13 protein-coding genes are annotated in these 14,184 nt (G+C 72.1%); 3 read left to right on the plus strand and 10 right to left on the minus strand.

Features of this window, described 5'->3' with window-relative positions; genetic code table 11:
- From eutB to mftE, 8 genes are all read right to left on the minus strand, one after another.
- A partial coding sequence (eutB, locus tag OEY_RS0100090) for an ethanolamine ammonia-lyase subunit EutB (RefSeq protein WP_010591925.1) occupies positions 1-1,092 on the minus strand: 1,092 nt, incomplete at its 3' end.
- The gene (gene eat, locus OEY_RS0100095; RefSeq protein ID WP_010591926.1) at positions 1,089-2,543 is read right to left on the minus strand and encodes an ethanolamine permease; all 1,455 of its coding nucleotides are present in this window, start codon (positions 2,541-2,543) and stop codon (positions 1,089-1,091) included. The genes eat and eutB, both read right to left, overlap by 4 nt.
- A gap of 116 nt (positions 2,544-2,659) precedes the next feature.
- A complete protein-coding gene (locus OEY_RS0100100; protein WP_010591927.1) occupies positions 2,660-3,196 on the minus strand; it encodes a DUF779 domain-containing protein in 537 nt (178 codons plus the stop codon).
- 93 nt (positions 3,197-3,289) lie between these two features.
- Positions 3,290-4,813 carry an aldehyde dehydrogenase gene (adh, locus tag OEY_RS0100105; RefSeq protein ID WP_010591928.1) on the minus strand — a complete coding sequence of 508 codons (1,524 nt, stop codon included), beginning with the start codon at positions 4,811-4,813 and terminating at the stop codon, positions 3,290-3,292.
- Between the two features lie 100 nt (positions 4,814-4,913).
- Entirely contained in the window at positions 4,914-6,215 is a 1,302-nt protein-coding gene (locus OEY_RS0100110; RefSeq protein WP_010591929.1) for a helix-turn-helix domain-containing protein, read from the minus strand.
- Positions 6,216-6,264: 49 nt separating this feature from the next.
- Positions 6,265-7,740 (minus strand): mycofactocin dehydrogenase MftG, encoded by a 1,476-nt coding sequence (gene mftG / locus OEY_RS0100115; protein WP_010591930.1) that lies wholly within the window; start codon positions 7,738-7,740, stop codon positions 6,265-6,267.
- Positions 7,741-7,757: 17 nt separating this feature from the next.
- Positions 7,758-9,146, minus strand: coding sequence for a mycofactocin biosynthesis glycosyltransferase MftF (gene mftF, locus OEY_RS0100120; RefSeq protein WP_010591931.1), 1,389 nt, complete (start codon positions 9,144-9,146; stop codon positions 7,758-7,760).
- Positions 9,143-9,829: a mycofactocin biosynthesis peptidyl-dipeptidase MftE gene (gene mftE / locus OEY_RS0100125; RefSeq protein ID WP_010591932.1), complete on the minus strand. Its 687-nt coding sequence runs from the start codon at positions 9,827-9,829 to the stop codon at positions 9,143-9,145. The genes mftF and mftE overlap by 4 nt, the downstream gene beginning before the upstream one ends.
- A gap of 220 nt (positions 9,830-10,049) precedes the next feature.
- On the opposite strand from mftE, the gene OEY_RS0100130 reads away from it, so the two are divergent.
- Entirely contained in the window at positions 10,050-10,415 is a 366-nt protein-coding gene (locus tag OEY_RS0100130; RefSeq protein ID WP_010591933.1) for a dihydrofolate reductase family protein, read from the plus strand.
- A gap of 5 nt (positions 10,416-10,420) precedes the next feature.
- Here the strand turns inward: OEY_RS0100130 and OEY_RS0100135 are convergent, their stop codons facing one another.
- On the minus strand, positions 10,421-11,422 hold the full coding sequence (locus tag OEY_RS0100135; RefSeq protein ID WP_010591934.1) for an endonuclease/exonuclease/phosphatase family protein: 1,002 nt from the start codon (positions 11,420-11,422) through the stop codon (positions 10,421-10,423).
- Positions 11,423-11,584: 162 nt separating this feature from the next.
- On the opposite strand from OEY_RS0100135, the gene OEY_RS0100140 reads away from it, so the two are divergent.
- The gene (locus tag OEY_RS0100140; RefSeq protein ID WP_010591935.1) at positions 11,585-11,929 is read left to right on the plus strand and encodes a YciI family protein; all 345 of its coding nucleotides are present in this window, start codon (positions 11,585-11,587) and stop codon (positions 11,927-11,929) included.
- Positions 11,926-13,197, plus strand: a complete 1,272-nt coding sequence (locus OEY_RS0100145) for an RNA polymerase sigma factor (protein WP_010591936.1) — start codon at positions 11,926-11,928, stop codon at positions 13,195-13,197. Before OEY_RS0100140 ends, OEY_RS0100145 begins: the two co-directional genes overlap by 4 nt.
- Before the next feature lie 67 nt (positions 13,198-13,264).
- On the opposite strand, the gene OEY_RS0100150 is transcribed toward OEY_RS0100145, so the two are convergent.
- Positions 13,265-14,053: a hypothetical protein gene (locus tag OEY_RS0100150; protein ID WP_010591937.1), complete on the minus strand. Its 789-nt coding sequence runs from the start codon at positions 14,051-14,053 to the stop codon at positions 13,265-13,267.
- Between the last annotated feature and the right edge of the window lie 131 nt (positions 14,054-14,184).

The raw sequence follows: 14,184 nt of genomic DNA on the forward strand, positions 1-14,184 counted from the left end.
CAACTTGCCGCAGAAGTGGTCCTCGAGGCCCGCCCGGACGATCTGCTTGCCGTCGTAGAGGTACTCCGGGCCGATGAAACCGACCACCGTGTTGATCAGCAGCGGGTCGAGCGCGCGGGCGACGGCGTACGCCCGGGTCTCGAGGGTCTGCTGATCCACCGGACGTCCGCCCGTGCCGAGATGCGCGCCGGCCGACAGCGCCGAACCCTGTCCCGTCTCGAGGTACATGATGTTGTCCCCGACGGTGCCGCGCCCCAGGGCGCGACCGGCCTCGTTCGCCTCGCGCAGCAGCGCGAGGTTCACCCCGAAGCCGGCGTTGGCGCCCTCGGTGCCGGCGATGGACTGGAACACCAGGTCCACCGGGGCGCCGGCCTCGATGAGGCCGAGGGTGGTCGTCACGTGGGAGAGCACGCAGGACTGCACCGGGATGTCGAAGCGCAGCCGCATCTCGTCGAGCAGGTGCAGCAGGTCGGCGGTGGCCCGGGGCGAATCCGTCGCCGGGTTGATGCCGATGACGGCGTCGCCGCACCCCATCAGCAGCCCGTCGAGGGTCGCGGCGGCGATGCCGCGCGGGTCGTCGGTGGGATGGTTGGGCTGCAGCCGGGTGCCGAGCCGGCCGGGAAGTCCCACGGTGGTGCGGAACGCCGACGTGACCTCGATCGCGCGGGCCACCGCGATCAGGTCCTGGTTGCGCATGAGCTTGCTGACGGCGGCGACCATCTCGGGCGTCAGGCCGGGTGACAGGGCGGCGAACGTCGCGGCCGCATCGGCCTTCGTGACGGTGTCGAGGAGCAGGTCGCGCAGTCCCCCGACCGTCAGGTGCTGCACGGCGCGGTAGGCGTCGCGGTCGTGGTCGTCGAGGATCAGCCGGGTGACCTCGTCGGTCTCGTAGGGCACCACCGGCTCGGCGAGGAACACGTCGAGCGGGACGTCGGCGAGCACCCACTGCGCGGCCGCGCGCTCGGCGTCGGATTCGGCCGCGCAGCCGGCGAGTTCGTCGCCGGAGCGGCGCGGGGTGGCCTTGGCGAGCAGGTCCACGAGGCCGTCGAAGGTGTAGGTGGTGCCGGCGAGGTGCTGGGTGTAGACGCTCACTTCAGCTCGGCCTCCGCCTCGGCGAGTGCGGCGAACTCCTCGTCGGGCGAGTTCGCCACCAGCCGGTGCCGGCTGTAGAGCCCGAAGTAGGCCATGAACGCGGCGAAGGCGCCGAGGGTCCACAGGGCGGCGATCGGGTCGACCAGGAAGGTGGCCACGACGGCAGCGGCCGCGACGACCAGCGCGAAGGAGGTGGTGACGACACCGCCGGGGGTGCGGTAGGGCCGCGGCATGTTCGGCTCGCGCCGCCGCAGCATGATGTGGCTGACCATCATCAGCACGTAGCTCACCGCGGCACCGAAGACGGCCATGTTCAGCAGCATCGCGCCCTCCCCCGTGAGCGACAGCGCGAACCCGATCACACCGGGGACGATCAGCGCCAGCACCGGCGCCTTGCGCTTGTTGGTCAGCGACAGGCTCGTCGGGAGGTAACCGGCGCGCGAGAGCGCGAACGTCTGCCGCGAGTACGCGTACATGATCGAGAAGAAGCTCGCGATCAGACCGGCGAGGCCGATGTAGTTGACCACCTTCGCGGCGCCGCTGTCGCCGAGGGCCTCGACGAGCGGGTTGCCGGAGCTGGACAGGGCCTCGGCGCCGAGCGCGCCGGTGGCCAGGAACAGCACGGTCGCACCGGTGACGAGCAGTACCAGCATGGACACGATGATGCCCTTGGGCACGTTCTTCTCCGGTTCGGTCGCCTCCTCCGCGGCGAGCGGCACCCCCTCGACGGCGAGGAAGAACCAGATCGCGAACGGCACGGCCGCCCAGATGCCGAACAGACCGAAGGGCAGGAACGACGACGCACCGGCGGCGGTCTCGTCGACGGCGATGTCGGTCAGATTGGCGGTGTCGAACAGCCCGACGGCCGAGACCGCGAACACCACGAGCCCGACGAGTGCGATCGCGGTGATCACGAACATCGCCTTGAGGGCTTCGCCCGCGCCGGTGAGGTGGATGCCGATGAACACCGCGTACACGGCGAGGTAGATCCACCACCCGTCGGTGATGCCGAACAGGTTCAGCGACTCGACGTACCCGCCGATGAACGTGGCGATCGCCGCCGGGGCGATCGAGTACTCGATGAGAATTGCTGTGCCGGTGGCGAATCCACCCCAGGGTCCGAGTGCGCGACGGGCGAAGGTGTAGCCGCCGCCGGCGGCCGGCAGCGCGGAGGACAACTCCGCCATGCCGAGCACCATCGCGAAGTACATGGCCGCGATGATCACCGAGGCGACGAGCAGTCCACCGAACCCGCCTTCGGCCAGGCCGTTGTTCCAGCCGGCGTAGTCACCCGAGATGACGTAGCTGACCCCCAGCCCCGCGAGCAGAATCCAGCCTGCCGAACCCTTTCTCAGACTTCGCTTTTCGAGATAGGCACGACTCTCGGCGTGGAAGTCCGCGCCGTCGTGGTGAGCCGCGGTTCCGGTCCGGGGCGGGTCGGTCAACGACATGATTCCTCTTCTCGACGGAGGATGGCGACGTGTCGAGCAGGCACGCCGAGGACACCGCGCGTACTCACGGTACGAGCGGTATGTACACACCGCGTCAGTACGCGGTCACGGAAGTGTTACGAGGAGCGACCCGGGGTCGTCGGCACCGGGCACGCATCGGCGGCCTCGGCCACGACGGTCGGCTCCGTGGCCGGATCCGGGCGGGCGCCGGCGGCCCACTGCTTGCCGAGCACGGGGGTGTCGCGGGCGAGAGCGTCGTTCTCCTGAGCGGTGAAGGCACGGCCGCGACTGAGGAACCGGAGCCCCTCGGGGGATTCGAGGCTGAACCCGGAGCCGCGGCCCGGCACCACGTCGAGGACGAGCCGGGTGTGCTTCCACGCCTCGAACTGGGATCCCGAGATCCACACCGGGACGGCGTCGGCGCCGCCGGGCAGGTCGTCTGCCGTCCGCCCCACCTCGAGACGCAGGTCCAGCACCCCCAGCAGCACGTCCAGGTCGCCGACGACGAAGTCGCCGTCCGGATAGCACATCGGCGCCGACCCGTCGCAGCAGCCGCCGGACTGGTGCATCATCAGCGGCCCGTGGCGCTCGGCGAGGCGGCGCAGGAGCGTGACCGCGTCGGCGGTGGCGACGAGGCGGAGCGGGACGGACATACGGTGCCTTCCGATTGTCGGCGGGGGTAGGGCGGAATGGGAACGGCGCCTGCCACGTCGCAGGGGGGGTGACGTGACAGGCGCCGGGTCTGATCAGAAGAAGCCCTGGGCCTTCGGAGCGTAGGACACCAGGAGGTTCTTCGTCTGCTGGTAGTGATCGAGCATCATGTGGTGGTTCTCGCGGCCGATGCCGGACTGCTTGTAGCCGCCGAACGCCGCGTGCGCGGGGTACTGGTGGTAGGTGTTGGTCCACACCCGGCCGGCCTGGATCGCGCGACCGGCCCGGTAGGCGACCCCGCCGTCGCGGGACCAGACGCCGGCGCCGAGGCCGTAGAGGGTGTCGTTGGCGATGGAGATGGCGTCGTCGAAGTCCCGGAAGGAGGTCACCGAGACCACCGGTCCGAAGATCTCCTCCTGGAAGATGCGCATCTTGTTGTGGCCGCTGAACACCGTCGGCTGGACGTAGAAGCCGCCGGACAGGTCGCCGCCGAGGTCGGCGCGCTCGCCACCGGTGATCACATGGGCGCCTTCGCTCTTGCCGATCTCGATGTAGGACAGGATCTTCTCGAGCTGGTCGTTCGACGCCTGCGCACCGATCATCGTGTCGGTGTCGAGCGGATCACCCTGGCGCACGGCCTTCGTGCGCACCGCGGCCAGCGACAGGAAGTCGTCGAAGATGTCCTGCTGGATCAGCGAGCGCGAGGGGCAGGTGCACACCTCGCCCTGGTTGAGGGCGAACATCGTGAAGCCCTCGAGCGCCTTGTCCTGGTAGTCGTCGTTGGCCGAGAGCACGTCGGAGAAGAAGATGTTCGGGCTCTTGCCGCCGAGCTCGAGGGTGACCGGGATCAGGTTCTGCGAGGCGTACTGCATGATCAGGCGGCCGGTGGTGGTCTCGCCGGTGAACGCGATCTTGCGGATCCGCGGGCTCGACGCCAGCGGCTTGCCGGCCTCGACGCCGAAGCCGTTGACGATGTTGACCACGCCCGGAGGCAGCAGGTCGCCGATCACGGAGATGAGGTGCAGGATCGAGGCGGGCGTCTGCTCGGCCGGCTTGAGGACGACGGCGTTGCCGGCGGCCAGGGCGGGGGCAAGCTTCCACACCGCCATCAGGATCGGGAAGTTCCACGGAATGATCTGGCCGACGACGCCGAGCGGCTCGTGGAAGTGGTAGGCGACGGTCTCGGAGTCGATCTCGGAGATCGAGCCCTCCTGCGCACGGATCGCGCCCGCGAAGTAGCGGAAGTGGTCGATCGCGAGCGGAATGTCGGCGTTGAGGGTCTCGCGGATCGGCTTGCCGTTGTCCCAGGTCTCGGCGAGGGCGATCGACTCGAGGTTCTCCTCGATACGGTCGGCGATCTTGTTGAGCAGGATGGACCGCTCGGCGACGGAGGTCTTGCCCCAGGCCGGCGCCGCGGCGTGGGCGGCGTCGAGGGCCAGCTCGATGTCCTCCTCGGTGGACCGGGCCACCTCGGTGAACGGCTGTCCCGTGACCGGGGTGACGTTCTCGAAGTACTGACCCTTCACAGGCGGTACCCACTGGCCGCCGATCCAGTTGTCGTAGCGGGACTGGAAGGACATCAGGGCGTCGGGCGAGCCGGGACGGGCGTACACGGTCATCGGTGTTCACTCCTCGGATGGTCTGACACACCCCATGCGGGGCGTGTGATCCGGAACACTACGAGCCGGTGGGTTGCAACTACGTTGCGTAGCTGCAACCTCAGATGCCGAGCTGGCGGTCCAGCAGCTCGATCCGGGCCCTGACCTGGGCGAACAGCGTCGAGTGCGGATCGAGGGTGGTCAGGTACGCCTCCCAGGCGGCGATGTCGTCGCGCCCGTGCACCGATGCCGTCCACCGCGCGAGCAACTGGGCGTCGCCGGCGCGGAGGAGCGCCGCCTGCACCCGGGCGCGCAGTTCGTCCCGGATCTCCTCGACGCCGGGCGCGACCGATCCGGGCAGCACCGGCCCGGCGTACAGGCGCACCGCCGTCGCCACGTCACCGCGGTCGAGCGCACCGCGGACCTCCGCGACGTCGGTGACGAGTTCGCCGAGGAGCCGGTACGGGCGAGAACCGAGCCCCTCGGATCCGAAAACCTTTCGCAGCCGCGACATCTCGGCACGAATGGTGACGGAGTCGAGCTCGGACTCGTCGAGCAGCACCGCAAGCCGGTCCGAGCTCAGACCCTCGGGATGCTCGGCGAGCAGCAGCAGGATCTCGGCGTGCCGCTGCGACAGCGGGATCCGCTCGCCGTCGCGGTGCAACGTGGGCCGTCCGGAACCGAACGTGTCGAGGCTCGTGCGAGCGGACGACAACAGCCGCGGCGAGCTGAGCAGGTGCAGCCGCAGTTCCGACTCGGCGGCGGCGACCGTGGCCCGCACGAGTTGCAGCACCTCCGGCGCGGCGACGCGCAGACCGCCGGTGATGTCGATGGCGCCGAGGATCCGGCCGGTGCTCGGGTCGTGCACCGGCGCGGCCGAGCAACTCCACTCGTGCACGGTGCGGTTGAAGTGCTCGGCGGCGACGATCTGGACCGAGTGGTCGACGGCGAGAGCGGTGCCGGGCGCGTTGGTGCCCACCCGCTCCTCACTCCAGTCGGCGCCCTCGACGAAGCTCATCGACAGCGCCCGGTCCCGGGCCGCATGGTCGCCTTCGACCCACAGCAACCGGCCCTGTTCGTCGCTGATCGCGACGAGCAGCCCGCTGTCGGCGGCGTCCTCCACCAGCAGCTTGCGCACGACGGGACGGATCAGCGCCATCGGATGCCCGGCCCGGTACCGCTCGAGGTCCAGGCCGGTGAGCAGGCTCGGCTGTTCGACGGCGTCGGGACTGATCCCGTTGCGGCGGCTGCGCAGCCAGGATTCGCGGACCACCGACCGCACGGAGGCCGGCACGACCGACGTGTCGGCCGCGTCGAGGAACGAACTGTGCGCCGACGACACCCGTTGCGCCAGCTGCGACGGATCGTCACCGGGCCGCAGCGCCACCCACGGGTTGGCCGAGCCGGATCGTTCGTCGGTCATGCGGTGCTGCTCATCTGCCGGTTCCTCCTCCGGACAACTGTAACCCAAGTCACAAGCCCGCCCCCGTGCCCACCCGCTCCGCCAGCATCACCGCCGTCGCGTGCGGGCCGCGGCCGGGCACCTGCGGGAACACGGACGTGTCCACGACGCTCAGTCCCTCGGTGGCGTGCACCCGGCACCGGTCGTCGACGACCGCCGCCTCGTCGGTGCCCATCCGGCAGCTCCCGGACAGGTGCAGCGACGTCCCGAGGTGTTGTTCGAGCCAGGCGTCGCCGGGGTCGAACGCGTCGGGATCGACCCCGGTCCGGTCCACGACGTCCGGCATCGCCGCGAGCAGATGCGCGGCGTGCGCGACCCCGTCGCGCAAGTCGGCACGGTCGCCCGGGTCCTCGAGGTAGCGGTAGTCCAGCAGCGGCGGCCGCGTCGGATCGGCCGGGTCGAGGCGGATCGTGCCGCGGCTGCGGGGACGGGTGAGCACCACACCCAGAACGGGGTCCGCGACGCCGCTTCCAGGGACGGACGCGGCGAACGGTGCGGTGTAGGGGCGCATCTCGAGATTGCCGGTGTGCAGGACGACCTGCAGGACCGGGGCCGGTCCGGGTTGCGGGGCGCGGTACCGGTAGGGGACGGCGATCTCCGGGTGGTCGGTGAAGCCCGTCCCGACCCCGGGGAGCTCGATCCGCGGGGTGACGCCCAGGCGGGTCAGCTCGGCGCCGGCGCCGATGCCGGAGAGCATGAGCAGCTGCGGGGAGCCGATCGCACCGGCGGCGAGCACGACGTGGCCGGCGCCGACGGTCTCGCCGTCCTCGGTCTCGACGCCGACCGCGCGCGACCCCGAGAGCACGACCCGGCGCACGCGGGTTCCCGTGCGCACGGTCAGGTTCGGCCGGGTCAGTGCGGGCAGCAGGTACGCGTGGGCCGGACCGACGCGCATCCCGTCGCGGATGTTGAGCGGGACGGGGCCCACCCCGTCCGGTCCGGGCGCGTTGAGGTCGGCGATCCGGCGATATCCGGCGGCGAGGGCCGCGTCGTGGAATGCGGCACCGACCGGGTGCAGCCGCTCCCACGGCGTACGGGCGACGGGCACGGGACCGGACGTCCCGTGCCAGCGACGGTGCACACCCGTCCCGGCGTCGGCATCGGTCTCGGTGGCGCGGAAATGCGGCAGCACCCGATCGAACGACCAGGACGGCGGCCAGGCCTCGAAGTCGTCCGGGCGGGCCCGCACGAAGTACGCCCCGTTGACCGCGCCGGAGCCGCCCAGCAGCCGGCCGCGGGCGACGACGGACGGGCGACGTCGGGTCAGCCGGACCGGGTAGGCGCAGGTCCACGGGCTGTCCGGACCGACCGGCAGGACGGTCGCGTCGAGCACCGCGGACGGGGTGTCCGCGATGGAGCGGTAGCCGGGGCCGGCCTCGAGCAGCAGGACCGTCCGGTCGGGATCCTCGCTGAGCCGGGCGGCCAGCACGCAGCCGCAACTGCCACCCCCCACGACGACGACGTCGGCGTGCGCCGGCGCGGCCACGGGCGCGACTACCCCGCTCAACCCTGGATGCGGGGCGCGAGCGCCGCCGCATCCCGGGCGACGACCGCACCCCACCACAGTCCGGCGCCGTAGGCGATGTCGTCGAGACGCTTGTAGAACACGTAGCGCAGGGGGTCGAGGCCGCCGTCCTCGCGGTGGCCGTACCAGTCCCACAGCCCCTCGGCGACGGCGAAGCCGAGGACCGCGCGACGCACTCTCGGCGAGACCACGGCGGCGACGAACGTGATCGGCCAGTAGTGCCGGCACAGCGCGGAGGCGACCTGCCACAGTCCGCCGGCGAAGCTCTGCGCGGTGAGCACCGCCGCGATCCGGGTCGGCTGGTCGAGTTCGGCGAACATCCGGCGCAGCCGGAGCATCGTCACCGACAGCGACGCGACCGCGCCGACCGCCCCGAGGCGGGTGCGGCTCGCGGCGGCCACGCACGCGAACAGCATCGACCCGGACATCGACATCGTCGGTACCGAACCGCGGTGGCGGCTCGCGAGCGGTGCCGCACCGGTGCCGTAGAAGGCCTTGCGGGTGAACCACTTCCGGAACCCCACGCGGTGATCGTGCGCCACGTGCGCGACGGGTTCGTAGCGCAGCCGCCAGCCGGCCTCCTGCAGCCGCCAGCACAGGTCGACGTCCTCGGCGACGTGCATGGTCTCGTCGAATCCGCCGGTCGCGGTGAGCACGTCGCGACGGACGATGATCGCGGCGCTCGGCACGTACGCGACCGGGCTGCCGGACTTGACGGCGGCCTCGCGGCGGCCGAGATCGAGCGACGAGCGCGCGTGTTCGTAGCGTCCCAGGGCGCCCCTGTCGGGTTCGAGCGCGACGACGCGCGGCGCGACGAGCGCCACCGCCGGGTCGGAGAAGTGCCCGAGCATCACCTCGAGCCAGCCCTTGCGCGGCACCACGTCCGAGTCGAGGAAGGCGACGAACGGCGTCGTGGCGGCGCGCAGGCCGGTGTTGCGGGCCGCGGCCGGGCCGCGGGACCGCTCGTGCCGCAGCACCCGGAGCGAGTCCCTGGCCGGGGCGGACAACGGAACGTCCGAGCCGTCGTCGACGACGATCACCGTCAGGCCCTCGACGGCGGCCAGCAGGCGCTCGAGCCCGGCCGGGTTGTTCTTCACGGGAATCACGACGGTGACGTCGGAGGTGGCGGGCAACGCGGTGGGACGGGGGTTTCCGACGCCGGAGTCGAGCAGGCGTCGCGCCACGACGGCGGTCTGCGAGTCGACGACCTTCACGTAGCCGTCACCGATCATCGCCGCGGCCGCGGGGGCGAGCTTGAGCATGCGCGTGGGTGAACCGCCGATGAGCACGCGACCGTCGGAGTAGGCGCGCACCCGCGGATCGATACGGACGCCGAATCCGTCGGGCAGTCGGGCCGTGCTCGTCAACGGAGTCTTCCTTTCGCATCCGGCTCCCACCGGGTCGTCTGTGCCGCCGCTCGATCGACGATGTCGGCGAACCATCGTGCCCCCTGCGCTGCGCTCGCGGGCGTCGGATCCCCCAGCACGCCGTTCGCGGACACGGCGACGATACCGCCCGTGCGCATTCGTGGCATCAGGTCGGCGAGGGTGCCGGTGTTTCCCTTCTCGGCGCGGGCGGTGTCCACCACGTGCGGATCCAGATGCAGCAGCAGGCTGGTTTCGGTGACGCCGGCATGGGCGTCGCCGCCGGGCACGGCGAACGGCAGCCACGCCGCGTCGCGGCCCTCGTACCGGAGCCGGGACACCGCTCTGGTCAGTGCGGGCACGTTGCCGCCGTGCCAGTTGACGAACAGCAGGCGCGCGGCCCACCGGCACACCGAACGTCCGTATTCGACGAAGACGGTCTCCATCGCGTCGGCGCCGAGCGAGACGGTGCCGGGGAAGCCCTCGTGCTCGCCGCTGGCCCCGTACTCGAGGGCCGGCGCGACGAGCACACCCGGCAGGGCTGCCGTCAGCGCCCGGGCGATCCGGGTGTCGGTGTCGAGCGGAAGATGCGGCCCGTGCTGTTCGAGCGCGCCGACGGGAACCGCGACCGTCGCGCGGCCCGGTTCGATGTCGGGCCAGTAGGCGGTGGCGAGGTCGCGGGTCACCGGTCCGATGGTAGGGGTGTGCCCTTCGGGTCGCCGTCGGCAGTGGCGAGTGCATGCTCGACCCGAGCCGGCACCCGCTGCCGGTGGACGCGCTGAGCAGCGCGTTCGTCCGGCCGGCGCGACGGTCCCCGTGGACGCGGAGCACGGTGCCGCGACGAGTTCTCGCCCGTTCGGCGGTCGGTACGGACAGAATCGAGACGCCGCGAGCGGAAGGTGAGCCATGAGCAAGCTGCTGTACTCGGCCACGATGTCGATCGACGGATTCATCGCCGGCCCCGGCGACGACATGTCGTGGCTGGTGCCGTACCTGGGGCCGGATCCGGCGATCGACGAACTCGTCGGCGAGATCGGTGCGCTCCTCGTCGGCAACCGCACCTTCCGCGGCGACGACCCGCACAAGGGCACACCCACCGAGGGCGAGGCGTTCGGTGGCGGCTGGAGCGGACCGCAGTTCGTGCTCACCCACCGCCCGCCGGCCGAGCCGGTTCCGGGGGTGACGTTCGTCGGCGACCCGCTCGCGCTGGAACGTCTCGGCACCACCCAGGGCCCCGTGGCGACGGACATCCGGCTGCGGGTCGTGCGGTGAGATTGCTATTCGCCGTCGCCGGAACTCTCGTCCCCGGCCGGCGGCGGGAGCCGGACGACGGCGACGAGGCCGTGATGATCGGAGCCGGGGAGCTCGATCCGGTCGAGGGAGATCGCCGTGGCGCCCCGGGTGAGGATGTGATCGATCCCGACGACGGCCGGATAGCGGCGGTCCGCCGGATACGTCGGCACGAGCCCGCCGCCGACCCGGTCCGCGGCGTGCACGTACCCGGAGTCGAGGAGGTCGCGGAAGCGGGTGTGCGAGTACGTCGCGTTGAAGTCCCCGCTGACCACGACCGGGGCCGGGCCGGTCACCGACTCGAGTTCCTCGTCCAGGCGTTCGAGCTCGGCCGCCCACGCCGGAGCCGGTGTCAGGTACGGGGGCGCGGGATGCACGGCGTACAGGATCAGCGGCCGCCCGGGGCCGGTGTCCAGGGTCGCGGCCAGGTTCGTCGGCCCGAACCCGTCGAGCGTGCGGCCGGCCGAGACGGGGAACCGGCTGTAGATCCCGGCGCCCGCACCGCCGGTCGGCGTCGGGGCCAGGAAGCGGTGCGGAAGCAGGTCGTCGAGTCCCGCGACCCGCAGCGCGGCCACCGCGTCCTCGGTCAGTTCCTGCACGGTCAGGACGTCGACCCGCCGCTCGCGCACCGTCCGGACCAGCGCATCCGGGTCGGCCTGCCCGACCATCAGATTGGCCTGCATCACGTGGATCGTGGGACCGGAAGTCGAGGCCGGCCGGTCGTCCCGGACACCCGGTACGTACAACGGTCCCAGGGTCCAGGCTCCGGCGGCGACGACCGCGAGCGCCGAGGCCAGCAGAACCGGGCGCCGGGCGAGGGCGGCGACGACCGCACCCGCCACCGTCCCGAGCAGCAGGTACGGGCCGAGCGACGCCCAGGCGATCACGGCGTTGCTCGCCACGTCCGTCGCGGAGGCCACCAGCGCGGTGAGCCCGAGCACCGTCGCGGCGATCGAGACGAGGGCGGCGAGCCGTCGCGGCACGCTCATGAATGCCTCCTCACCCCGGCTGCATGCCTCCGCGCGACACCCGGCGCGGCCGTAGTCCGGAACGAACCGGCGGCTCCTGTCGATCCGACCCGGTTCCGTTCGTCGTCATGTCGTACGGCAACCCTGCCGTGCAGGACACCCACCCTACGAGAAGGGCTCGATATGAAGTACATGATGCTGATCAACGCCGCATCGGCCGAGGCCGGCGACCAGTGCACCGTCGAGGAGTGGATGGTCTTCGACAAGGAGATCCAGGAGGCGGGAGTCGTCGTCGCCTCGGAATCGCTCGCCGACCTGACCACCGCCACGACCGTGCGGGTCGGTCCCGACGGGGCGCGATCCGTCACCACGGACGGGCCGTTCGCCGAGACGCGCGAGGTTCTCGGCGGCTTCTACGTCGTCGACGTGCCCGACCTCGACGTCGCGCTGGACTGGGCGGCCCGCTGCCCCGGAGCGCGCGGCGGTGGATCCGTGGTGGTGCGGCCGATCGCCGACTTCGGGCAGTGACCGCGACGGACGGGCCGGGCGCCGGCGCGCGGGTCGACGCAGCCGTCGAAGCGGTGTTCCGGGAGGAGCGGGGGCGGTTGCTCGCCGCCCTCGTGCACCGCTTCGGCGACCTCGACCTGGCCGAGGACGTGGCCGGCGAGGCGATCGAAGCGGCGCTGGTGCACTGGCCCGTCCGGGGCGTGCCGGTCAAGCCGGGGGCCTGGTTGCTGACGACGGCGCGGCGCAAGGCCGTCGACCGGCTCCGGCGGGATCAGGCCTACGCCGCCCGGCTGGCCGTCCTGCAGGTGGATTCGGATCGGGCGGACCACTCTCCCACCCCCGTGGCCGGCAGCGACGTGCCCGACGAGCGCCTGCAGCTGTACTTCACCTGCGCTCACCCGGCGCTGGCGACCGAGGACCGGGTGGCGCTGACCCTGCGGTGCCTGGCCGGGCTCGGGACGCCCGAGGTGGCGCGGGCCTTCCTGGTCCCCACCGCGACGATGGCGCAGCGGATCGTGCGGGCGAAGAAGAAGATCCGGCAGGCCCGCATTCCGTTCCGGATGCCCGAGCGGGACGAACTGCCGGAGCGGTTGCCGGGTGTACTGCAGGTGCTGTACTCGATCTTCACCGAGGGATACGCCGCGAGTTCCGGGCCGGACCTGCAGCGTCCGGACCTCGCCGACGAGGCTCTCCGGCTGGCCCGGATCCTGCACCGGTTGCTGCCCGGTGAGCGGGAGGTGACCGGGCTGCTCGCCCTGATGCTGCTGACCCACGCGCGCCGCGACGCCCGGACCGGGCCGGAGGGCGCGGTGGTTCTGCTCGCGGACCAGGACCGTGCACGCTGGGACGGCGCTCTCGTCGCCGAGGGCACCGCTCTCGTGCCCGTGGCGCTGACCGGTGGCCCGCCGGGCCCGTACGGCGTGCAGGCCGCGATCGCCGCGCTGCACGACGAGGCCGCCGACGTCGCCTCCACCGACTGGCCGCAGATCGTCGCGCTCTACGACGTCCTGACCACCCTGGCGCCCTCGCCGGTCGTCGCGGTCAACCGCGCCGCGGCGGTGGCGATGCGGGACGGTCCGGAGGCCGGTCTGGTGCTGCTCGACGCCCTCGCGGACGAGCCCCGGCTGCGCGGCTACCACCCGTATCTCACGGCCCGCGGGGAGCTGCTGCGCCGGCTCGGCCGCGACGACGAGGCCGCCGTCGCCTACCGGCGGGCACTCGAGCTGGCCGGAACCGAACCCGAACGCGCGCACCTGCGCCGTCGTCTGGAGGAGACGGGCCGGTCGTGACCGGGATCGATTCGGGGTGTCGTCGCCGCATCGGCCGAGCGGCCGCACCCGTCTTTCGGCACCCGGATCAGTCGCCGAAGCCGCTGCGGGAGGCCCAGCCCGACGCGGCGAACGACCGTCGCAGGGCGGCGCGCAGGTCTGCCGCTCCGGCGAGTTCCGTCATCACGGACCGATACTCGTGCGGTCGGCGGCCCACGAGTGCCGCGAAGCCGGCGCACTCGCGCAGCAGTGTGCCGAACAGCGCCTCCTGGGTCTGCAGCGGTATCGGCGACCCCCCGGGCGGCGCGAGGGTGCCCCACTTCGAGACGTACACGTCGAAGCCCACCGGCCGCGCTCCCCCGTCGATCGCGAGAATGCACTCGTCCGCGGTCACGGCGCGGCGCGTGTAGTTCGGCTCCGTCGCGTCGAGGCACGCGAGCTGGTCCCGGTCCAGCAGCGACGCGAACACCGCGGTGCGGGCCCCCGGCCGGCGGAACGCGGTCGCCGCGACGTAACCGGCCACGCTGACGTGGGCGCTGTGCCCGACCGCCATGCCCGTCACCGTCGCGCGCAGGAAAGGCACGGTGGGGTCGACGTGCCCGCCCGTCAACTTGCGCGCCACCACCGCGGGACAGGCGTTGGACCCCACGGCGACGACGAGACGCCGGTCCCGGACGCCGTCGACGCCGGCCGCCCGGAGCGCGCCGTCGACGGTCCGGGTGGTACCGGCGAGCCGCAGGGTGCTCGCACCGAAGTCGGCGCGAGCACGTGCGCGGTGGTAGCCGTCGCGGGTGAGCAGGCCCGTCCCCGGCGCGGCGGGTCCGGGGTAGAGCCACGGAGCGGCCACGAAGTCCACTCCGTCGGCGACGGTGCTCATGCTCCCAGTATTCCGCGCGCTAGCCTGCGGGCGTGCACATCGAACCGCGTTCCCTCGACGACGCCGCGGTGCACTCGCTCGTCGACGAGGTGCAACTCGAATACGTCCGCCGGTACGGCGGGCCCCGCCCC

The sequence above is a fragment of the Rhodococcus sp. P14 genome (assembly GCF_000256505.1).
GTDB lineage: Bacteria > Actinomycetota > Actinomycetes > Mycobacteriales > Mycobacteriaceae > Rhodococcus > Rhodococcus ruber.